Raw genomic sequence first — 22,374 nt, 5'->3', positions numbered from 1 at the left:
CCATGAACTCCTCCGCCATTCCGTTTGACCTGGAAAACAGCCCGCGCATCCTGCTGGTCGACGACGAGCCCCGTTTGCTCGCCTCTCTTCACGAATTGCTGAAGGACCGCGGCTACCAGCTGTACACGGCCACCTGCGGCAGCGAGGCGCTGGCGCAGTTGTCGAAACTGCGCTTCGACCTGATCCTGCTCGACTTGCGCCTGCCCGACATGAGCGGCCATGAAATCATGGACCACATCAACCGGCGCGGCATCGAGGGCGACGTGATCGTCATGAGCGGCGACGTCGGCATCGAGGCGGCCATCGGCGCCCTGAAACGCGGCGCTTACGATTATCTGCGCAAGCCCTACAGCCGCGAAGAGCTACTCAAGACGGTGGAGAATGCGCTGCAGAAGCGCAAGCTGGCGCTGGAAAACGAGCGCATCGCGCTGCAGCTGGAAAATTCGGAAAAGATGTACCGCTACCTGGTCGACAGCTCGCCCGACATCATCTACACCCTGAACCACGAAGGCCGCATCACCTTCATCAACGATCGGGTGCACCAGTTGCTGGGCTTTAGCCGCGAAGAGCTGATCGGCAGCCATTATTCGATCCTCGTGCACGATGAAGACCAGGAGCGGGCGCGCTATGCCTTCAATGAGCGCCGCATCGACGAGCGCGCGTCGCGCAATGTGGAACTGCGCCTGAAGTGCCATAGCGGCAGCGGCAGTGACCGTACCTTCAACAACACCCTGATGACGGTTCCGCTCAATTCGATCGGCATGCACAGCCACGATCACGAAGCCCGGAAGCAGGAATACTTCGGCACCTACGGCGTGGCGCGCGACATCACCGACCGCAAGCGCGCCGAAGAAGTCATTTCCTACCAGGCCTATCACGACATCCTGACGGACCTGCCGAATCGCATGCTGTTCAAGGACCGCCTGGGGCTGGCCGTGATCCAGGCGCGGCGCAAGCTGACGGAGCTGGCCGTGATGTTCATCGACCTCGATCGCTTCAAGCTGGTCAACGATACCCTGGGCCACGTGAAGGGCGACGAGCTGCTGCAGCAGGTGGCGCTGCGCCTGAAGGATTGCCTGCGCCGCGGCGATACCCTGGCGCGCCAGGGCGGCGATGAATTCACCATCGTGCTGCCGGAACTGCGCGACCGCCAGGATGCGCGCCTGATTGCCGACAAGTTCCTCGAATGCCTGCACCAACCCTTCGACCTCGATGGCAACCAGGTGCATATTTCGGCTTCCATCGGCATCGCCATCTATCCGGGCGACGGCGAGACCATCGACGAACTGCTGCGCCATGCCGACATCGCCATGTACCAGGTCAAGGCGCTGGGCAAGAACGGCCACAGTTTTTATCACGAGTCCATGCTCGACGTGTCGCACCAGAAGATCGCGCTCGAACAAAGCCTGCGCAAGGCGCTGGAGCTGAACCAGCTGGAGATGTATTACCAGCCGCAGGTGGACGTGATGACGGGCCGCATCGTCGGCGCCGAAGGCCTGATGCGCTGGAACCATCCGCAACGGGGCTTGCTGACGGCCGGCGAATTTTTGCCGTTCGCCGAGGAAAACGGCTTGATGCTGCCGATCTCGGACTGGATGCTGGGCGCCCTGTGCCGTGACCTGGTGCAGTGGAACGCGGCCGGCGGCGAAGCCGTGCGCCTGTCGCTCAATCTGTCGCCACAATACCTGGACCGGGGCGACTTTTTCGAGAAGATGCGCGGCGCGCTGACGCGCTATGGCATCGCGCCGGAAAAGATCGAAGTGGAGATCACGGAAAACATCTGCATCCGCAATCCGCAGTATGCGATCGAGCAGTTGAACAAGCTGTGCCAGCTGGGCGTGTCGGTGGCCATCGACGATTTCGGCACCGGTTATTCCTCGCTGTCGTACCTGCACCGCTTCCCCATCCACACCATCAAGATCGACCAGTCGTTTGTGAAGGAAATCCACGACGAGCATGGACACTATCCCGTCATCCTGGCCATCATCTCGATCGCGCGCGGCCTGGGCCTGCACCTGATCGCCGAGGGCGTGGAAACGGAAGGCCAGGCGCGCTATCTGCAGGACAAGGGCTGCACCACGATGCAGGGCTATCTGTATCACCGGCCCATCTCGCTGGGCAGCTTCATCGGCGTGCTGCAGGAGCAGAACCGCCTGATCGCCGATGCCGCTCCCGCGCTATCGCAGACGCTGGCCATCGAAGCTTGACCATGCCGCTTGCCGCCCCCCGCTACACGGCTGCTCATTACACGGCTGACTACCTGCGCCTGAAAGGGCTGGCCGAGAAGGGCAATGCGAACGCCCAGCACAGCCTGGGCTTCATGCATTTCAATGGCCAGGGCATTGAGCAAAGCTATGCGCTGGCGCTGCACTGGTACGGCCTGGCCGCCGCGCAGGGCCTGGAGCATGCGCAATACAACCTGGGTGTGATGTGCCAGAAGGGACAGGGCGTGGCGCAGGATTTTGCGCAGGCGGCGCACTGGTACCAGCAGGCGGCCGAGCAGGGGTACGCTGCGGCCCAGTACAACCTGGGCTGGCTGTATGCAAAGGGCCAGGGACTCGCGCAAGATAGCGGGCAAGCCATGCTGTGGTTCAGCCGCGCGGCGGAACAGGGCGACGCGGGTGCGCAAAACAATCTGGGCATGATGTATGACAATGGTAAGGGCGTGCCGCAGGACTTCGTGCAAGCCATCGCCTGGTACCGCAAGGCGGCCGAACAGGGCTATGCACGGGCGCAGTTCAACCTGGGTCTGCGCTACGATAATGGCCAAGGCGTGCGCCAGGACCGCCAGCAGGCGACGGCCTGGATGCGCAAGGCGGCCGAACAGGGCTATGCGCCTGCCCAGTTCAACCTGGCGCTGCGCTATGAAAATGGCGACGTGCTGCCGCAGGACAGCGGGCAGGCGATCACTTGGTACCGGCGCGCGGCCGAGCAGGGCCACGCCAGTTCGCAATTCAACCTGGGCTTGATCTACGATAATGGCCAGGGCGTGCCCTGCGATAAGCAGGCGGCACTCGCGTGGTACGTGAAGGCAGCGGGCCAGGGGCACGCGGCGGCCCAGCATAACCTGGGCCTGCACCATGAGCATGGCGCGCAGGACTATACCCAGGCACAAGTGTTCTACCGCCAGGCGGCCGGGCAGGGTTTTCCCGCAGCCCAGTATCAGCTGGGACTCCTGTATGAGCATGGGCAGGGCGTGCCTGCCGATGCGCAGGAAGCCATCTTCTGGTACCGCAAGGCGGCCGACCAGGGACATGTGCGGGCGCAGTTCGACCTGGGCCTGCGCTATGAACATGGCCAGGGCGTGCCGCAGGATCTGTCGCTGGCGCTGGAGTGGTACCGCCGCGCCGCCGAGCAGGATTACGCGCCGGCGCAATACATGCAGGGCGTGCTGCACGACCGCGACGATGGTCCGGCGCCCGATAGCCAGCTGGCCTGCGCCTGTTACTGCCGCGCGGCCGCGCAGGGCCACAGCCTGGCCCAGTTTGCGCTGGGCCTGCGGCATGACAATGGCCAGGATGTGCCGCAGGATTATGCCGCGGCCTGGGACTGGTATGCGCTGGCCGCGCGTCAGGGCCATGCGCGGGCGCAAATGAATCTGGGCTTGATGGCGGCCAGCGGCCAGGGTGGCCCGCTCGATTTGCAGCAGGCGTATATCTGGCTGTCGATGGCGGCGGCGGCCGGCGTGGCGGGCGCGGAAAAATCCCTGCGCCAGACGGCGGCGCGCATGCGCGAGACGGATCTGGCGCGGGTGCGCGAACAGCTGGCGGCGATAGCAGGCTGAACCTATCCCGGTAGGGAGCGTCTTCTGCTGGCAGCGTATTCGGGAGCGCGGACAAGGCGTGAGGAGGATGCGTGGCGAGCCACGCGACGACGATCAACGCAGTCCCCGCTTCCGAGGCGCGCCAGCAGGAGATGTATTCATCTGCTGGGATAGGTTCTAAACTATGCCGCCGGCGTTAGCGTGCGCGGATACAACAGCCGGTGTTGTATAGTCCCTTCCCTTCGCCATCTGTGGCACCCCTTGTTTCCCCCAACACGCAAAAAATTGCTGCAGTATTTGCAGTTTTGATGTGCTAAGGTTCCAGCAGAAGGTAGTCTGTCTATTCTTTAGAAAAGGAAAACTATGCGCCTGAACCCTTTCCCTGGCCGTTCGGCCGTCCTCCTGTGCGCGCTGGTGTTGCTGTCGTCGGGCGCAGGCGCCGCCGGTCCCCTGGATGCCCTCAGTAACCAGGATGCGAGCAATGGCTTGAAGGCGGCGCTGGAAGCCGGATCGGCCGCCGCCGTTGCCAAGTTGGGCATCGAAAATGGTTTTCTCAATAACGACAAGGTGAAGATCAAGTTGCCCGGCATCCTGGAACAAGCCAAGCCCTTGCTGAAAATGACGGGCCGCGGCCAGCAACTGGACGATCTGGTGGTGTCGATGAACCGTGCCGCCGAATCGGCCGTACCTATGGCCAAGCCATTGTTGCTCGACGCTGTCAAATCGATGAGCGTGAGCGATGCAAAAAATATCCTGTCCGGTGGCGATACCTCCGTCACGGATTTCTTCCGCCAGAAGACATCGGCACCCCTGGCCGTCAAATTCCTGCCCATCGTGAAATCCGTTACCGACCGTTCCGGCCTGGCCAGCAAGTACAACAGCACCATGAGCCAGATCGGCAAGACGGGACTGGTGCCGCAGCAGCAATCGACGGTGGAAGGCTATGTCACGGACCGTGCGCTTGACGGCCTGTACCTGATGATCGGCGAGGAAGAAAAAGCCATCCGAAGCAATCCGCTCGCATATGGCAGCAAGATTATCGGCAAAGTATTTGGCAGTTTGAAGTGACCTTTCCCGCCTGCCGCAGCGCCGCAGGCGGCGTTTGCGGTGCAGGGGCAGGTGTGGCGCTAGGGAAACAAGTTAAGCATTTGCTACAAGAAAACAATGTTAAAATTCTGCGACATATATTCCTGAGGCATGATTAAGCAACGATCTGTTGCCCGGGAGTGCCTAGTTTTAGTGGCGAACTGATACGTGGCATTGCAAGATGCCCGTGGGTTGGCCTTTTTTCGTTTCATTCACTTTTCCCCAAGCTCATTGATTTTCTGAAGACATTGTCAGGAATTCCAGGTGCAGGATCTTTAGGTAGCCGGATTTGTTAAGCGTACTCAGAAAATCAATCAAATATACCTGGTGTGGCTGTCTGGTGCTTGGCGCGCCTTCGGTGATGGCCGCGACCCCGAATCATGGTGGCCAGTCCGGGTATATCAATATGCCCAGCGCCGTGGTGGAAACGGATGGTACCTTCAGCGTCGGCTACAGCTACGACAGCCCGTATGGCCAGTTATGGGCGACGGCGAATATCCTGCCTTTCCTGCAAATGACGGGACGTTATGTGTCGATCACGGGCATACCCGGTTTTACCAATGTGCCCGGTGAATATGGCAGTGGCTATGGCCGCTACAAGGATAAAGTCGTCGACGGCAAATTGCGCCTGTGGACAGAAACGGAGTGGATGCCGTCCGTTGCCGTCGGCATGACGGATTTGTTCGGTACCGAGCTGTTCAAGGGCCAATATGTGGTTGCCACCAAGACATTTGGCGTCAGCAAGAATATCGAAGCGAGCCTCGGCTATGCTCATAAACGCCCGGACGGGGTGTTCGCCGGCGCGCGCTGGACGCCGGCCGCGCTGCCACGCTGGTCGGTGGTGGCCGAATACGATACAACGAATTACTTGCGCGACTTCCGTGCCAGCGAAACGGACGCCGGCAAGCGCCGCAAAGGCGCGTCCGTGGGCCTGGAGTACCGCTGGGGCTGGCTTGCCTTGCAAGCAGCCCGTAACCGCGACCAGTTCAGCGTGAACGCCTATATCAGCATTCCGTTTGGCGAACGCGAGTTTGTCCCCAAGGTGTACGAACCGCCGTATTTCGTGGATGACAAGAATCCGCCACCGCTACCAAGCAAGGAAGAATGGCACCGCGACGCCGTGTATGGCGCCGACCTGGTCAATGCCCTGGTGAAGCAGGACTACAAGAACATCCGTGTCGAGCAGGAAGGCAATGTCCTGAGCCTGAGCCTGACCAACAGCCGGATTTCGAACATGGGTCGCGCCGTTGGCCGTGCCGCGCGCACGGCTGTCGCCTTCGCGCCAAAGGGCGTGACGACCTTGCGCATCACGTATACCAAGCTGGACCAGCCAATCGCCACCTACGAATTCTTTGATTTGCCAAAACTGAATGACTATTTGGCAGGCAAGATCGACCGCAAGGCCTTCCTCGACGTCGTGCTGCTGCGCTACCCTGAAAAAAGCGATGTCATCCGGGACGATCAGCAAGGCTGGCTGCAGGAATTCCTCGACAAGCCGGCACCCGTCGTTGCCGCAGCACCTGCACCAGTACCTGCGCCCGCGCCGGTACTTGCCGCCGCTTCCGCGACTGCCATGGCGCCCGCGGCGTCTGCTCCTGCCGTTTCCGCACCGGCTCCCGCCAACGCCGCCAATGTCCTGCAGGACGATGGCAAGCTGGCCGTCGGCGTTGGCGTCGATGGCGACGTGGTGCAAATCAAATCGCTGGACCGGGAAGCGAACCGTTTCAAGGTCGCTCCCAAGGTGGGCTTCTTCTTCAATGACCCGAGCGGTGCCTTCCGTTATTCGATCTCGGCCGTGGCCAACTACGACCGCCGCCTGGGCGACGGCCTGTACCTGAATAGCGCCGCCAGCCTGCAGTTGCTGGAAACCGTATCGGGCGTCAAGCAGCCATCGAACAGCAATTTGCCGCACGTGCGTACCGATATCGCGGAGTATTTGCGCGGCGGGCGGTTCTCGCTGAGCCGCGTCTTGCTGAACAAATACAACAATCCCGCCGAGCGCGTGTATACCCGCATGTCGGCCGGCCTGTATGAAGACATGTTCCGCGGCGTGGGCGGCCAGGTGCTGTACCTGCCGAAGGATAGCCGCTGGGCGGCCGACGTGGCTGTCGATGCCTTGCAGCAGCGTGGCTACAAGGGCTTGCTCGATTCGCGCGACTACAAGACGGTGACGGCGATCGGTTCCCTGCATTACCGCTTGCCGCACGATATTACCGTGACGGCGCGCGCCGGCCGCTTCCTGGCCAAAGACACGGGCGTGCGCGTGGAGTTCAAGCGCCGCTTCCAGTCCGGCATCGAAGTCGGCGCGTGGTACACGCATACGAACGGCAACGACATCACCAGCCCTGGCACGCCGTCGAAGCCGTATCAGGACCGTGGCATCTTCCTGTCCGTGCCGCTGAACAGTATGTTGCCGATGGATACGCAATCAACGGCCGGCTTTGCCATTGCGCCATGGACGCGCGACGTGGGGCAGATGGTGGCCTCGCCTGGCGACCTGTACGACATGTTCGAGCGCCCGCGTGCCGACATGCACAGCTACGATGGCCTGGGCAACTTTGCCGAGCGCCCGGACGAACAGCACCTGCCTGCCGTCAATCCGCCAGACCGGCCGTTTGTCAGTCCATGGCCCGCCATGCGCGCGCGCCTGGAGCAATCCGCATCTGCGACGCCCAGCGCCCCTGAGTGGCTCAAGGCGACGGCGGTGGTCGGGGGCGTGGTGCTGGCATCAGCCCTCAGCGACAAGCCCGTCGACCGTTTCGTCAAGAAGCACGAGGATTCCAAGGTCTACCGCAACTGGGACAAGCTGGGCAAGGCCATGCCATACGCGGCAGTGGGCGCCGCTGCCGCCGCCTTCGCCTTGGGCGATGAGCGCATGCAAAATACGGGACTCATTTCCCTGCAATCGGTTGCCGTGGCAACGGGCCTGGCAGTGGCCGGTAAATATGCGTTTGGCCGCGCACGTCCCGAGGAAGACCTCGGGACGTGGAGCCGCGTCGGCAGCGGCAGTTCCCGTTCGAACTCGTCGTTCCCTTCCGCGCATGCCGCGATCGGCTTTGCTGCCGTGACGCCATTTGCCAAGGAATACGATGCGCCATGGTTGTACAGCGTGGCCGCCGTGGGTTCCGCCGGCCGCGTGTTCGGCCGCAAGCACTGGGTGTCCGACACGGTCGCCGGCGGCATCCTGGGCTACGCCATGGGCAGCTGGCTGTGGCACGCGCAGCGCGACCAGAGCAAATCGGGTTTGTCGATCAATCCCGGCCCGAAAGAAATCAGCGTGACCTGGCAGGGCAAGTATTAAGCGCGCATGGCGCTCCCTTTACTCATACAACATTCATCCAGACAAAGACCAGCATGAAAAAGCAATTTCGTACTCCCCCGCCTTTCGTGAAACACATGATTTTCTCGGCTTTCCTGCTGGGTGCAACTTCGGCCTATGCCGTCGAACAGGAACTTGGCCCAACTGACATGCCCCGCACGGATATTTCTCGTGCACAGGCGAATGAAATGGGTGGCAGCAGTTTGCCCAGTATTCGCAGCGGACGCGGTGAGCAGCGTCAGGCAAAAAAAGTCCCCGTCAACAGTAACGGCAAACGGAGCATTGTGGGTACTGGTACTGATGTTGATGCGCCAGTCGGGGCTTTCGAAGAGTATGTCGATGGCGTGACCGGTAAGAAATTGAGGATCTTTGGCCAGGATCTGTTCGGCGACGTGCCGTCCACCTTTGCGCCGCTCGATGGTGTCCAGGTGAACCAGGAATACGTGATTGGCACGGGTGACGAGTTGCAGGTACGCGGCTGGGGCATGGTTGACATTGACGTCAGCGCCACGGTTGACCGCAGCGGTGCGATTTTCATCCCACGCGTCGGCTCCATCAAGGTCAGCGGCGTGCAGTACAAGGATTTGCAGGGCTATTTGAAAAAGGCTATCGGCAAGATATACACCAATTTCGACTTGACTGCGAGCATTGCGCAAACGCGTGCCGTGCAGGTCTACGTGGTTGGCCATGCCGTTCGTCCCGGTACGTATACCCTCAATTCCATGAGCACCCTGCTCAACGCCCTGTTTACCTCGGGCGGTCCGGATGCTACCGGCAGCATGCGCAGTATTCAGCTCAAGCGCGGCAAGGATACCGTCACCACGTTCGACCTGTATGACATGCTGGTCAACGGCGACAAGAGCCGTGACGTCACCTTGCGCGACGGCGACGTGATCTATATTCCTGAGGTGGGCCCGCTGGTGGCCTTGACGGGCAGCGTGAAGCAACCGGCCATCTTCGAGTTGAAAGGCAACGCGACACTGGCTGATGTACTGAGCTGGGCCGGCGGTTTTGATTCGGCGGCGGAAACCAAGCAGATCGTGGTCGAAAAGAACATCGACAATCAATATAAAACCGTGCTGGAACTGGTAGCCGACAAAGGCGTTTCCAGCAGCCAGTTGGCCGGCATTGCCGTCAAGCCTACCGATATTCTGCGCGTGTTCGCACCAGGCGCTGTACCCGTCCAGGCACAAATCCAGAATGAATACGTGCGCGTGGCTGGCGAAGCAAAGCAGAGCGGTATTTTCTTGCTGAAAAAAGGTGAAACCTTGCGCGAACTGATCGCCCGTGTCGGTGGTGCCAATGAAAACGGCTACCTGTACGCCACCCAATTGAACCGCGAATCCGTACGCCGCGCCCAGCAAATCAAATTGAACCAGGTGGCCGACCGCTTTGAGCGCGATCTGGAATCGAATGCCACCCAGCGCATCTCCTCGAGTGGCGACAAGGAGAATGCGGCAAAAACGGCTGCTGAAGTCGAGCAGCAGCGCCGCATCGTGCAAAAACTGCGCACCGTCAAGGCCGAAGGCCGTATTGTGCTCGATTTGCCTGGCGTCGATACGCAAGTGAAAAACCTGCCCGATTTGCCCTTGCAGGACGGCGACTCGATCCTGATCCCGCGCCGCCCCGGCACCGTGGATGTGCTGGGTTCTGTCTTCCAGCAAAACGCGTTCGTTTATCGCTCACAGCGCACGGTCAACGACTATGTACAGCAAGCTGGTGGCATCACCGCGAATGCGGATAAATCCGAAATGTACGTGATTCGTGCGGATGGCACGGCGAAAAGCGGCCAAGGCACCGGCTGGTTCGGTGGCCTCGGCGGCACGGCGTTGAATCCGGGTGATACCGTCGTGGTGCCTGAAAAAATCGAACGCAGCACGTTCATGCAGAGCTTGAAGGAATGGACAGCTATTTTTTATCAGTTTGGTTTGGGTGCGGCTGGTTTGAAAGTGCTGAAAGACTAATGTCAAGTAGATGCCAGGGTATCTTGATAGTTATGCGATATGCGTAAGACAAACGAACCTTGGTGACGCTGAAAATATGACGGGTTATCAACCGAGAGAAAAAGATGTCTGAGCAATTAAAAAATAGAGAGCAGAGCGTACCGATGAATGAAAATAATGATGAAATTCACTTATTGGATATATTGACTGCACTTGCCCGGCAAAAAAAAATATTGTTTATGGTGCCGTTGGTAACGGGAGTATTGGCAATCGCTGTTGCATTCCTGATTAAGCCGACTTTTTTATCGACAGCAGTCATTTTACCTCCTCAGCAGCAAAGCTCGGGAGTCTCTGCCATGTTGGGACAGCTTGGCGGGCTGGCTGGAGCCGCCGGCGGCATTGCAGGGTTGAAAAATCCTAATGATTTGTATGTTGCCATGTTGCAAAGTCGAACCATCGCAGACAAACTGATAAGTCAATTTGATTTGAAAACACGCTTTGATGTGGAAACATTAGACGAGGCGCGCAAGAAATTGGACGGCATGGCGACTGTCGTTAATGATAAAGCCGGAACTATTTCTGTGCTTGTCGAAGATAAAGATCCGAAATTTGCGGCCCAAATAGCCAATGCCTTTGTCATTGAGCTGTCGAATTTGACCAAGGGCCTTGCGATAACCGATGCTGCGCAGCGCCGCCTGTTTTTTGAAAAACAGTTAGTCGCGGTTAAAGACGACTTGGCGAATGCCGAAATTGCTTTGCGCAAGACACAGGAAAGTACTGGCATGCTGCAATTGGATGGACAAGTCGAGGGCATTATCCGTAACGTTGCCCAGTTGGAAGGAACGATTGCAGCCAAAGAAGTGCAACTGAATGCAATGCGGAGCTTTGCAACAAATAACAATCCAGATCTTATGCGTTTGCAGGGGGAAATACAAGGATATCAAGCTCAACTTGGTAGATTGAAAACAGGGAAATCATCCAAGGACGGCGATTTGATGGTGCCAACCGGAAAGATTCCTGAGGTGGGGGTTGAATATATACGAAGCTTGCGTAATGTTAAATATCAGGAAACCATATTTGAATTGCTGTCAAAACAGTATGAGTTGGCAAAAATAGACGAGGCCAAAGAATCGTCGAACATACAAATTCTCGATAGTGCAGTACCGGCAGAAAAAAAATCAAAACCGAAAAAAATGATTATTATTATTTTGGGATTTGTCGGTGGTGGATTCTTGGCATTGTTTTTGGCATTGATGCGTGATGCATATTTGCGGTCTGCTCATGATGAGGGCAGCAAATATCGTTGGAGCGCTCTGAAAAATGCTTGGGCGGGAAAAAATAATTGAATAGCGGGTATGCCTGGGCCTGCCTGCGGGTAGTAAATTGAAGAGTAAGGGAATTAAATGAAAGCTGTTATTCTGGCGGGAGGATTGGGAACCCGTATTAGTGAGGAAACATCAACAAAGCCCAAGCCGATGGTGGAAATTGGTGGCAAACCGATCCTCTGGCATATCATGAAGTCCTATTCTGCACATGGTGTTAATGATTTCATCATCTGTTGCGGCTACAAGGGCTATGTCATCAAGGAATATTTCGCGAATTATTTCCTGCACACGTCGGACGTGACGTTCGATATGCAGAATAATCAGATGGAAGTGCATGCGCGCAATGCCGAGCCGTGGAAAGTGACGCTGGTCGACACGGGCGACGAGACCATGACCGGCGGGCGTCTGAAGCGTGTCCAGCCCTACCTGGAAGGCGAAGAGGCATTCTGTTTCACCTACGGCGATGGCGTGAGCGATGTCAACATTACTGAATCGATCGCCTTCCACAAGGCGCACGGCAAGCTCGCCACCCTGACCGCGACCCAGCCGCCCGGCCGCTTTGGCGCGCTGAATCTGGATGGCAACAAGATCAACAGTTTCCAGGAAAAGCCGCAAGGCGATGGCGCCTGGATCAACGGCGGCTATTTCGTGCTGTCGCCGCAAGTCATCGACTATATCGCCGAAGACAGTACCGTGTGGGAAAAGGCGCCGATGGAGCGCCTGGCGCGGGAAGGCGAAATGCATGCCTTCTTCCATCATGGCTTCTGGCAACCGATGGATACCCTGCGCGACAAGGTACATCTGGAAGAACTGTGGCAATCGGGCAAGGCCCCCTGGAAGGCGGCTTGATGAATCCCGCATTCTGGCAAGGAAAACGTGTTTTCCTCACCGGCCATACCGGCTTCAAGGGTGGCTGGCTGAGCCTGTGGCTGCAGCAGCTTGGCGCCGACGTGACCGGCTATGCGCTGGCGGCACCGACCACCCCCAGCCTGTTTGAGGTCGCCGACGTGGCCAGTGGCATGCAGTCGATCATCGGCGACGTGCGCGATGGCGACGCAGTCAAGCGCGCCATGGCCGCTGCGCGCCCGGACATCGTTATTCACATGGCCGCCCAGCCGCTGGTGCGCTACTCATACGCCAATCCGGTGGAAACGTATTCCACCAACGTCATGGGCGTGGTGCATGTGCTCGAAGCCGTGCGCGCCACGCCTGGCGTGCGTGCGGTGGTGAACGTCACCAGCGACAAGTGCTATGAAAACCGCGAATGGCCGTGGGGCTACCGCGAAAACGAGGCCATGGGCGGTTACGATCCCTACAGCAACAGCAAGGGCTGCGCCGAACTGGTGACAGCCGGCTACCGCAGTTCCTTCTTCCATGCCGACAAATACGCCGAACACGGCGTGGCTCTGGGCAGCGGCCGCGCCGGCAACGTCATCGGCGGCGGCGACTGGGCGCTGGATCGCCTGATCCCGGATATGCTGCGCGCGATCGGCGCCGGCGAGCCGGTAATGATCCGCAATCCCCATGCAATCCGCCCGTGGCAGCATGTGCTCGAGCCGCTTAGCGGCTATCTGACCCTGGCGGAAAAGCTGTATACGGCAGGCCCCGTGCATGCCGAAGGCTGGAACTTCGGTCCGCACGATACCGACGCCAAGCCCGTCGAATGGATCATCGAGCGCATGACGCAAGAATGGGGCGCGGGCGCCTCCTGGTCGCTCGATGGCCAGGATCATCCGCATGAAGCGACCTATCTGAAGCTCGATTGTTCCAAGGCACGCGGCCAGCTGGGCTGGCATCCGCGCTGGGACATCGGCCAGACCATCGCCAAGATCGTCGAATGGCATAAGGCCTGCGACCAGGGCGCGGACATGCGGGCAATGACGCTGGCGCAAATCGCCACCTATCAAAATACCTGATTAATTACCTAATAAATTGAAGGCTGTATCATGAGCGAACAACTGACCCAACAACAAATCCGCGAGCAGATCGCTGCCCTGGTGGCGCAATACGGCGCACTGGCCAGCGTGCCGAAACCCTTCGAGCCGGGCGTGACGGTGATTCCACCGGCCGGCAAAGTCGTCGGCGCCCCCGAGATGGGCTTGATGGTCGAAGCCTCGCTCGACGCCTGGCTGACCACGGGGCGTTTCAATGACGAATTCGAACAGCGTCTGGCCAAGTTCATCGGCGTCGAATTCCTGATCACGGTGAACTCCGGCTCATCGGCCAACCTGGTGGCCTTCTCGGCGCTGACGTCGCCGAAACTCGGCGCGCGCGCCATCCAGCCCGGTGACGAAGTCATCGGCGTGGCGGCTGGTTTCCCGACCACCGTCAATCCGATTTTGCAATATGGTGCGGTACCCGTCTTCGTCGACGTGGAACTGGGCACCTACAATATTGACGCCAGCAAAATCGAAGCGGCCATCACGGACAAGACCAAGGCCATCATGCTGGCCCATACCCTGGGCAATCCGTTCAACCTGGAAGTCATCGTCGCGCTGTGCAAAAAGTACAATCTGTGGCTGGTGGAAGATTGCTGCGATGCCCTGGGCGCCACGTACAACGGCCAGATGTGCGGCACCTTCGGCGATATCGGCACCATGAGTTTCTACCCTGCGCACCATATCACCATGGGTGAAGGCGGCGCGGTGTTCACCAACAATCCGGAACTGAAAGCGATTGCCGAATCGTTCCGCGACTGGGGCCGCGACTGCTATTGCGCGCCAGGCAAGGACAATACCTGCGGCCAGCGCTTCTGCTGCAAGCTGGGCACGTTGCCGGACGGCTATGACCACAAGTACACCTACAGCCACCTGGGCTACAACCTGAAGATTACCGACATGCAGGCCGCCTGCGGCCTGGCGCAGATGGACCGCGCAGCCGGTTTCGTGCAGGCGCGCAAGGACAATTTCAACTACATGAAAAATGGCCTGCAGAGCTGTGCGGAGTTCCTGATCCTGCCGGAAGCGACGCCGAACTCGGATCCCTCGTGGTTCGGTTTCCCGATCACCCTGCGTCCGGAAGCGAATGTGGACCGTGTCAGCCTGCTGACTTTCCTGGATCAACACAAGATCGGTACGCGTCTGCTGTTTGCCGGCAACCTGACGCGCCAGCCGTACATGATCGGGCGTAACTACCGTGTCTCGGGCGAGCTGACGAATACCGACCGCATCATGCACGACACGCTGTGGATCGGCGTCTTCCCGGGCCTGACCCGCGAAATGATGGACTTCTCGATCAGCAAGATCGAAGAATTCTTTGGCGTGAATTTCTAATACATCTGAGTATGCATATCGTCGCTGAACTTTTGCAGGGCACTCTTTTGTTGCAACCAGATCGCTTCGATGAGATGCGGAGCTTTTTTGTAAAAACCTGCAATGAAAAATTATTGCCCGCGCTCGATATCGATTTTGAGTTGAAAGACGACGTTTAGTATGCTTCTCAAGTACAACATGCTCGCGGTTCTCGGCGCCGGAATTGGCCTGATGAACTCGGTGCTGGTATGGAAATTGTTTGGTACGGATATTAACTCTGATATCTGGTTATTGAATGTTGGAGTTATAGCGATACTAAGCTTGTTGGTACTGATTGGAGTAGAGCAGTTCCAGGTATTTTATACCGAGATATATCTAAGAAATAAAGAGGATGCTGCTGATTTCTTGGGAGGTGCATTTGTATGGGCAATAGTCAGTGGCTTAGTATTTAGCGCAGTTTGCTTTGTAATTGTTGATGCAATAATGGATGGATTTGCAGGAGGATTTGGAAGGCAAGCCAAGGAACTTGCCATCCCCGTATTTTTAATATTACTAATCCAGGTAGCTTTTTCGCCGCTGCTTCATGTAGTGCGCTGCACCTTGAATGTGCATCACTATTATGGTGCATCTTATTGCCTATCCTTGATATTGCCTTTAGGTCAATTATTAAGTTTGCTTGTTTTTATTTTTATTGATGAGCATGATGTTGTTGAACTTGCTAAATGGAGCAGTTTTTCGATATTGGTGCAGTTGGTGTTGTATCCATTAATTTTGATCAAATGGGCAAGTTTACCCAAAAATATAGATGCAAAATTTTTCATTTCGTTCATAAAAAATAGTTTTACGATGCGTATTGGACATTCCTTTCATAATTTCTTTGTCGGAATGATATTAAACAATGCGCTTTCATATCTGGCGCCAGGAATGATATCCATTTTCCAATATGCCAAGAAGTTTTCGGACGGTTTGGCGGGCGTTGCAATAGGACCGCAAGCCAATATATATCATGCCAGGCAGGCCAAAGCATGGGTTGAGCGTGATAAAAAACTATTTTATGTCAATGTAAAAGTTTATTTGAAAAATACCCTCCCGATTTATATGGTGGGAGTATTTTTAGTTTGGTTTATTATGCCATGGCTTCTGGAGATTCTATCTCAAGGACGTGATGCCGACAGCGTTATCGGGATTAAATTTGTATTTCTTGCTTTGGCTGCATGGCAAGGAATTATTTCGATAGAAACAATATTCGCGGGAGTCGTCGTTATCGCAAAGCGCAGCATGATTCTATGGATGGTCAATGGATTATTTATTATCAGCTTTTTTGTTACGGTAAAATTTATTCCAAATAATTTTTCTGTATGGTGGCTTGCCATTGCTGGACTGCTAACCCAGTGCATAAACTTTATTTTTTACGCTGCCTTTGCATGGCGATTAACCAATAAACATTTTCCATAAAGATAAATTATGCATTTGCCAAAAATTAGTGTGGTTATCCCTACTTATAATCGTGCTAAATATCTTGATCAAACAATAGGTAGTGTAATCTGCCAAAAGAATGCCGATTTCGAAATAATAATTTCCGATAATTGCTCAATTGATAATACTTCTGAGGTGGTCGAGAAATATTTAATGAATCCACGTGTTAAGTATTTTAAAAATACAACAAATATTGGGATGGTAAATAATTGGAAAGAGGCAGTGTTTAATCGCTCTAGCGCGGAGTGGTTTATTATTTTATCGGATGATGATTATTTTGTTAATGATGATTACTTGAGAAGCGTACTAAGCTGCATAGAGAAAAACGAAAACATTGTACTTGTGTACGGTGAAGGTACTATTTTTGATGAAACAAAGAAAGAAAGTACATTTCTTTCCTTGCCATTTCCCGATGTTGTCTCAGGTATAGATATTTTTATGTCGCGGGGTACAGTGAAACCCCAAGATGCAACTTTATGTAATATGGCATTCAATCGAAGATTAGCGATGGAGTTGAATGCATTCTCCAATCCGGATAATTTATCCTGCGACTCTGAATTGTATCTAAAATGTGCATTGCTTGGAAATGTTGGTATTGTCAAGGGAAACAATTCTGTCTATCGGTTTCATTCAAGCAACTTAGTTAATACAATTTCATCTTCTCCATCATTAAGATTGGGAAATCTTGATTTTATTTTTAATGTGCATGATTTTGCAAAAGATAAATTAAGTGCAAGTCAGATTAATAAATTTCTTGAGAATGTGAATGCAAAAAATGGAGTCCAATCATGCTTGTTGAAATCTGCAGCTATTGGTTTGGATCAATACATCCTGTGCAAAAAATATTTTCTTGAAAAAAATCATGGTTTGACAAATTTATTTATTGAAGAGCCGGCTTTCAAAATAAAATTATTTTTATGTCGTTATTTTGGAAGGGCATTACCTTTTTATCTTGGTTTAAAAATGAAATTTTTACGGATGAAAATATCCAATTCTATTGGATGATAAATGATGATTTTGAAAATTGTTAAATTTCTCCATTTGCCATTCCATGAGAAAATTAATAGATGCTTTCTAATATTGGCTATTTTAAAAACAAAAATTTATTATAATTTTGTTTTTAAGAAAATTGGCAAGCGATCTTTATTATTTAAGCCACTTTACATCGGAAATCCTCAATGTATAGAAATTGGGAATAATACGATGATACGTTCGGGGGCTCGACTGGAAGTTGTTGGAGAGAATAATGCATGGGAGCCAGAATTGTTAATTGGCGATAATGTAAATATAGAGCAAAATGTACACATTGTTTGTGGTTCGAGAATATCGATAGGGAATAATGTTTCGATAACGGGGCATGTTGCTATTGTTGATGTGAATCATCCTTATAATGATATTTATAATTCAATAAAGGTTGGAGACAGAGTTCAATGTGAAGGTAATTATGTTGAAATCGGCGATGGTGTTTTTATCGGCTATGGTTCGATAATTCTACCAAATACCAGGATCGGAAAAAATTCTATCATTGGTGCTCATACGGTAGTTAATTCTGACGTACCAAGTTACTGCATAGTTGGTGGGAATCCGATGCGGATTATAAAAAAATATAATTTTGAGTTAAACGAGTGGGTAAAGATGCAATGAATATATTGATAACAGGTGGTGCAGGTTTTATCGGATCAAATCTTGCTTTGCAATTAATAAAAGCAGGACATGTAGTTACGATTCTGGATAATTTATCCCCACAAATTCATGGCCCGAATCCAGCCGTAACATCAATGCTGTATCGCAGTATCAAAGACAAAACAAATTTTGTACTTGGGTCTGTTACGGACCGCGCCGCTTGGGAATCTGTTTTACCTGGTCAAGATGCGATTGTGCATCTTGCTGCGGAAACTGGTACTGGGCAATCCATGTATGAAATACGCCGTTACGTAGATGTTAATATTGGTGGTACGGGTTTGATGCTGGATTTATTGGCAAATGGTTCATATCAAATCAAAAAAATTGTAATAGCGTCGTCGCGCTCGATTTATGGCGAAGGGAAGTATCATTCTTCTGCATTGGGCATTATCTATCCCGGTGCACGCAAGGATGAAGATATGCAAGCAGGTCGATTCGAACCTTTATGTCCAAAGACGGGAGAACCGTTGATGCTGCTTGCTACCGATGAAGACTCAAAAATTCATCCATCGTCAGTTTATGGTATTACCAAACAAAATCAGGAACAGATGGTAATGACGGTCTGCGCTTCAATCGGAATTGGCGCCACAGCTTTGCGCTATCAGAATGTCTATGGCCCTGGCCAGTCCCTGAGTAATCCTTATACCGGTATTTTGTCGATTTTTTCAACCCGGATTAAAAATGGAAATGGTCTGAGTATTTTTGAAGATGGTAAGGAGAGCCGTGATTTTGTATTCATTGAAGATGTCGTTGCTGCAACGACCCTTGCATTGACGAGTGACGCGGCGAATGGAGAAGTATTTGGTATCGGAGCTGGCGTTGCGACGGATGTACTCACTGTTGCCAAGTCATTGGTTGGTCTGTTTGGCAAGGAAGTACCCATCGAGGTGACCGGTGCTTATCGTCTCGGTGACATTCGTCACAATTATGCTGATATAGCCAAAGCGAAACGTTTACTTGGATTTCAACCTAAAGTGCCGTTTAGCGAAGGCATTGCTAGTTTCACAGCTTGGGTAAACGAACAGGAAGTACAGACGGATAACTACGAGTCAAGCATCGAAGAAATGAAAAAACGGGGATTGTATAAATGACCCCTCAAGTTGGTTTGGTAACTGTTTTATTCAACAGTGCTGATGTGTTGCCTGGTTTTTTTGAAAGTTTAACACGTCAAAAATTCTTGGATTATTGGCTATTCATCATTGATAATAGTTTAGATGATCTATCTTTTTTAAAGTCGCAAGAGTTGATAAAAAAGACTGGCATGCAGAATGTTACGTTGATAAAAAATGATCAGAATGTCGGTGTAGCAAAAGCGAATAATCAAGGTATTGCACTTTCACTGAAAATGCAGTGTGAATATGTCTTGCTTCTTAACAACGATATTGAGTTTAAAGATGCCGATTTATTGAGTCGCATGCTTGCATTGGCGAAAAAACGTGATGAGAAAATAGTTGTTCCAAAAATCTACTTTCACGACTCTGGATTGATCTGGTGTGCGGGTGGAGAGATTAAGAAGTGGCGCGGCAGCACGATTCATCGAGGCGAAGGTGATGCTGATATTGGGCAATATGATATGGCCGAATATACAGCTTATGCTCCAACATGTTTCATGTTGATCCACGCATCGGTATTTGAAAAGGTAGGAATCATGGATGAGCGGTATTTCGTATACTACGATGATACCGATTTTGTACTGCGTTGTAACCAGAATAATATTCATGTTTATTATTGGCCCGAAGGCCAGGTATGGCACAAAGTAAGTAGCAGTACCGGAGGGGATATGACACCTTTTTCGGTATATTTCGGATCGAGAAATCGTATATATTTTATAAAGAAAAATTACCCTGCATTCGTAGCGTTAGTTGCTTTGACTTTTTTTATTTTGACAAGGTTTTTGAAATTTAAGCTATATAGGTTGGATTTACGTAAGAAGTTAATCTCAGGTATTTTTGATGGTTTCAAGATGTAATATCTTCCACTGCGTGGTAGAAGCAGTGCCATTTAAAGATATGCTGTATTGCAATATGCCACTACTGAAGAATTCACTGAGAGCATTGTCATGCCAAAATGACTGTGATGTATCTCATGATAGTCGGCGACGTTGTCAACAGCACTTCTTTCAGATTTATTTTTAGTTGTATTAGCATTTGGCAAAATAGATGAAAAATTATTTTTTGCTTGAGAAAAATAATCAAATGGGGTTGATGCAGGGTCTGTTTATTGCAGCAGCTTTTACATCCTCATTCGATATTTTTTTAATTATAAATCTTGGTCTAAATTTCAGAATTTCACAAATATTTTTGCTATTTCCTATTTGTATAGTGATGGCGAGCATGCTTGAAAAGAAATTTACTGTGCCATTGGGACTGAAGTGGCTGTGTTTATGGGCAGTATTTATTTTATTGTTTATTCCCAATGGAAGTTTCCCTGAGCGGAGTATTGGATATTTTGCCTGGCTAATTATCAATATTGCCACTATTTTCGCATGCGTCCAGATTTTTTCCAGTAAGGAAAAGGTGAGGCTGCTGATGAGATGGTATATTTATTCTTTTGTTGCCATTGCATTATATGGGGTGCTGCAGTTTATTTCTCCATTGATTGGCCTTGGTAGTTTTTTACTGGTTCAACAATGGTGGATTCCTGGTGTTTTGGCCAGGATCAATGGATTCTCATATGAACCATCTTTCTATGCCACTTATCTGTTAATGGGCTGGGTTGTTTGCGCATATTTTATGGAAGTTAAGAATACATTATTTTCCAGAAGAGTTTTGAAATTTTGCTTCTTAACAATTACCCTTTCAATAGTCCTAAGTTCTTCGCGAATGGGACTGCTGATGATAATTCTTTGGTATTTACAGCACCCTGTACGTTTCTTCGTGAAACTCGCATGCGGAAAAGTGGATCGAAAACTGGCGAAAATCGTATTATTCATGAGCGCCCTATTGATTTGCCTGGTGTCAGCTATCGTATATGTGATTGGCATCGACAATATTGCTTTTTTGTTTCAAGGTGTTGGGTTATTTGGCGGGTCTTCTCACTCGGTCAATGATCGTGAGAATGGATTGCGTGATACTTTAACGCTGTTTCTTAATAATCCGATTATTGGCACAAGTTTGGGAGGGATTGCTCCTGGAATTGCCAAGTTACACGGAGTAACCAGTCTCGATTTTGAAACTGTCAAATTATACGAGGGTAATGCAGTATTTGCAGAAGTTTTAGCTGCCAGCGGATTTTTTGGATTCATTCCCTTCATGATTTATATCTTCATGATCGTTGTCGAACCCATGCGCCTAGCCAGAAAATTGCCGCCTGAGCAGGCACAGATTTTGAAAGGTCTGGGTCTGGCACTGCTGTTTGAGTTTTTGATATTGCAATTTAATCAAAACATTTTACGTCAATATTTATGGATACATATCTCAGTAATGGCAGCCGTTTATGCAGTATTCAAACGCCAAAACTTGTCTGTAATAATTCTTGATAACCAAAATTCTTTGAAGGTATAGTATTTTGAAATTTTTCTATGACGCCCGCTGGATTGGGGATCATGGCATTGGCCGGGTTGCTCGCGTATTGGACAATGCGCTGAAATTTCCCCATCTGGAGGTGGAGGGCTCGCCCTCAGCACCGTTTGACGCGTTGCGTTTGTGGTTGGCAACATTGAAGCGTATTCCAAAAGGGAGCGGTTTATTCAGTCCAGGTTATAACGCACCGCTGTTTTTTTCGCGCCGCTTTGTGTTCACGATTCATGACCTAAATCATATTGATCGCACAGAAAATAGCAGTTGGCTGAAGACATTGTATTACACCATAATTATGCGTCGCGCTTGCCATAATGCTTCGGCAGTATTAACCGTCTCTGATTTTTCCCGGCAGCGAATTATCGATTGGTCGGGCATTAACCCTTCCAGGGTAATTAATGTCGGCAATGGAGTCGATCCATCATACAACGTTAATGTTGCACCGTATAGTCCTGGTTTTTCTTATCTGTTGAGTGTAAGCAATCGAAAACCACATAAGAATGAGCCACGCATATTACAGGCATTTGCATTGTCCAATATTGATCCAGAAATTCGTCTGGTACTTACGGGGAAGCCGACTGAGGAGTTACTGCTTCAGGCGAAGACGCTGGGAATTTCTGAACGACTGGTATTTGCCGGACGGGTTGAGGAAAGCGAATTGCCTGGACTTTATCGCGGAGCGCTAGGACTGGTTTTCCCGTCTCTCTACGAAGGATTTGGTTTGCCCGTGATTGAGGCGATGTCATGTGGTATTCCGGTATTGACGTCGAATACCACTTCATTACCGGAGGTAGCGGGCGATGCCGCATTGCTGGTAGATCCGGATTCGGCCGAGTCTATCGCCAAAGGTATTTATACCTTGTGTAATGATACCGACATGCGTGGATTCCTGCGCACCAAGGGCTTGCTCCAGGCCAGAAAATTTTCTTGGGACGAAACAATCCGCAAGGTACAGGCAGCCTTGGCTAGCGTATGAAAAACTTTGGCTGTTAATGATTGCATGTCAATAA

16 protein-coding genes are annotated in these 22,374 nt (G+C 52.2%); all 16 read left to right on the top strand.

All coding sequences use genetic code 11. The features are described 5' to 3' along the window. The first annotated feature begins 2 nt into the window (after positions 1 to 2). The 16 genes from O3299_RS18635 to O3299_RS18560 all read left to right on the top strand — a co-directional run bounded on the left by O3299_RS18635 (position 3) and on the right by O3299_RS18560 (position 22,340). The gene (locus O3299_RS18635) at positions 3 to 2,207 is read left to right on the top strand and encodes an EAL domain-containing protein (RefSeq protein ID WP_099666283.1); all 2,205 of its coding nucleotides are present in this window, start codon (positions 3 to 5) and stop codon (positions 2,205 to 2,207) included. A gap of 2 nt (positions 2,208 to 2,209) precedes the next feature. Continuing rightward, positions 2,210 to 3,784, top strand: a complete 1,575-nt coding sequence (locus O3299_RS18630; RefSeq protein ID WP_305062891.1) for an SEL1-like repeat protein — start codon at positions 2,210 to 2,212, stop codon at positions 3,782 to 3,784. Between the two features lie 342 nt (positions 3,785 to 4,126). Then, the gene (locus O3299_RS18625; RefSeq protein WP_289900092.1) at positions 4,127 to 4,831 is read left to right on the top strand and encodes a DUF4197 domain-containing protein; all 705 of its coding nucleotides are present in this window, start codon (positions 4,127 to 4,129) and stop codon (positions 4,829 to 4,831) included. A 424-nt stretch (positions 4,832 to 5,255) separates the two neighbouring features. Next, positions 5,256 to 8,150: a YjbH domain-containing protein gene (locus tag O3299_RS18620; protein WP_370385291.1), complete on the top strand. Its 2,895-nt coding sequence runs from the start codon at positions 5,256 to 5,258 to the stop codon at positions 8,148 to 8,150. 53 nt (positions 8,151 to 8,203) lie between these two features. Beyond that, the gene (locus O3299_RS18615; protein ID WP_289900094.1) at positions 8,204 to 10,132 is read left to right on the top strand and encodes an SLBB domain-containing protein; all 1,929 of its coding nucleotides are present in this window, start codon (positions 8,204 to 8,206) and stop codon (positions 10,130 to 10,132) included. 104 nt (positions 10,133 to 10,236) lie between these two features. Next, positions 10,237 to 11,457 (top strand): GNVR domain-containing protein, encoded by a 1,221-nt coding sequence (locus O3299_RS18610; protein WP_099666288.1) that lies wholly within the window; start codon positions 10,237 to 10,239, stop codon positions 11,455 to 11,457. Between the two features lie 57 nt (positions 11,458 to 11,514). Next, positions 11,515 to 12,285, top strand: a complete 771-nt coding sequence (gene rfbF / locus O3299_RS18605) for a glucose-1-phosphate cytidylyltransferase (protein ID WP_099666289.1) — start codon at positions 11,515 to 11,517, stop codon at positions 12,283 to 12,285. After that, on the top strand, positions 12,285 to 13,352 hold the full coding sequence (gene rfbG, locus O3299_RS18600) for a CDP-glucose 4,6-dehydratase (RefSeq protein WP_099666290.1): 1,068 nt from the start codon (positions 12,285 to 12,287) through the stop codon (positions 13,350 to 13,352). Before rfbF ends, rfbG begins: the two co-directional genes overlap by 1 nt. Positions 13,353 to 13,382: 30 nt before the next feature. Further along, positions 13,383 to 14,708, top strand: coding sequence for a lipopolysaccharide biosynthesis protein RfbH (gene rfbH, locus O3299_RS18595; protein ID WP_077408253.1), 1,326 nt, complete (start codon positions 13,383 to 13,385; stop codon positions 14,706 to 14,708). 177 nt (positions 14,709 to 14,885) lie between these two features. After that, complete coding sequence (locus O3299_RS18590; RefSeq protein WP_305054185.1) at positions 14,886 to 16,142, top strand: hypothetical protein; 1,257 nt, start codon at positions 14,886 to 14,888, stop codon at positions 16,140 to 16,142. 9 nt (positions 16,143 to 16,151) lie between these two features. Further along, positions 16,152 to 17,168, top strand: coding sequence for a glycosyltransferase (locus tag O3299_RS18585; RefSeq protein WP_305062889.1), 1,017 nt, complete (start codon positions 16,152 to 16,154; stop codon positions 17,166 to 17,168). Positions 17,169 to 17,171: 3 nt separating this feature from the next. Beyond that, positions 17,172 to 17,807, top strand: a complete 636-nt coding sequence (locus O3299_RS18580; protein ID WP_257218832.1) for an acyltransferase — start codon at positions 17,172 to 17,174, stop codon at positions 17,805 to 17,807. Beyond that, complete coding sequence (locus O3299_RS18575; RefSeq protein ID WP_099666293.1) at positions 17,804 to 18,937, top strand: NAD-dependent epimerase/dehydratase family protein; 1,134 nt, start codon at positions 17,804 to 17,806, stop codon at positions 18,935 to 18,937. Before O3299_RS18580 ends, O3299_RS18575 begins: the two co-directional genes overlap by 4 nt. Then, on the top strand, positions 18,934 to 19,815 hold the full coding sequence (locus O3299_RS18570; RefSeq protein WP_099666294.1) for a glycosyltransferase family 2 protein: 882 nt from the start codon (positions 18,934 to 18,936) through the stop codon (positions 19,813 to 19,815). Before O3299_RS18575 ends, O3299_RS18570 begins: the two co-directional genes overlap by 4 nt. Positions 19,816 to 20,005: 190 nt before the next feature. After that, a complete protein-coding gene (locus O3299_RS18565; RefSeq protein ID WP_305054184.1) occupies positions 20,006 to 21,349 on the top strand; it encodes a hypothetical protein in 1,344 nt (447 codons plus the stop codon). A 4-nt stretch (positions 21,350 to 21,353) separates the two neighbouring features. Continuing rightward, positions 21,354 to 22,340, top strand: coding sequence for a glycosyltransferase family 1 protein (locus O3299_RS18560; RefSeq protein ID WP_305054183.1), 987 nt, complete (start codon positions 21,354 to 21,356; stop codon positions 22,338 to 22,340). The last annotated feature ends 34 nt before the right edge of the window (positions 22,341 to 22,374 follow it).

The organism is Janthinobacterium sp. SUN176, assembly GCF_030587335.1.
In the GTDB taxonomy this organism is placed as follows: Bacteria; Pseudomonadota; Gammaproteobacteria; order Burkholderiales; family Burkholderiaceae_D; genus Janthinobacterium; species Janthinobacterium kumbetense.
This window is presented reverse-complemented; position numbering and strand designations above follow the sequence as displayed.

Coding starts and splice junctions, on each gene's coding strand:
- O3299_RS18635 (WP_099666283.1), top strand. CDS start 3: ATGAACTCCTCCGCCATTCCGTTTGACCTGGAAAACAGCCCGCGCATC.
- O3299_RS18630 (WP_305062891.1), top strand. CDS start 2,210: ATGCCGCTTGCCGCCCCCCGCTACACGGCTGCTCATTACACGGCTGAC.
- O3299_RS18625 (WP_289900092.1), top strand. CDS start 4,127: ATGCGCCTGAACCCTTTCCCTGGCCGTTCGGCCGTCCTCCTGTGCGCG.
- O3299_RS18620 (WP_370385291.1), top strand. CDS start 5,256: ATGCCCAGCGCCGTGGTGGAAACGGATGGTACCTTCAGCGTCGGCTAC.
- O3299_RS18615 (WP_289900094.1), top strand. CDS start 8,204: ATGAAAAAGCAATTTCGTACTCCCCCGCCTTTCGTGAAACACATGATT.
- O3299_RS18610 (WP_099666288.1), top strand. CDS start 10,237: ATGTCTGAGCAATTAAAAAATAGAGAGCAGAGCGTACCGATGAATGAA.
- rfbF (WP_099666289.1), top strand. CDS start 11,515: ATGAAAGCTGTTATTCTGGCGGGAGGATTGGGAACCCGTATTAGTGAG.
- rfbG (WP_099666290.1), top strand. CDS start 12,285: ATGAATCCCGCATTCTGGCAAGGAAAACGTGTTTTCCTCACCGGCCAT.
- rfbH (WP_077408253.1), top strand. CDS start 13,383: ATGAGCGAACAACTGACCCAACAACAAATCCGCGAGCAGATCGCTGCC.
- O3299_RS18590 (WP_305054185.1), top strand. CDS start 14,886: ATGCTCGCGGTTCTCGGCGCCGGAATTGGCCTGATGAACTCGGTGCTG.
- O3299_RS18585 (WP_305062889.1), top strand. CDS start 16,152: ATGCATTTGCCAAAAATTAGTGTGGTTATCCCTACTTATAATCGTGCT.
- O3299_RS18580 (WP_257218832.1), top strand. CDS start 17,172: ATGATGATTTTGAAAATTGTTAAATTTCTCCATTTGCCATTCCATGAG.
- O3299_RS18575 (WP_099666293.1), top strand. CDS start 17,804: ATGAATATATTGATAACAGGTGGTGCAGGTTTTATCGGATCAAATCTT.
- O3299_RS18570 (WP_099666294.1), top strand. CDS start 18,934: ATGACCCCTCAAGTTGGTTTGGTAACTGTTTTATTCAACAGTGCTGAT.
- O3299_RS18565 (WP_305054184.1), top strand. CDS start 20,006: ATGAAAAATTATTTTTTGCTTGAGAAAAATAATCAAATGGGGTTGATG.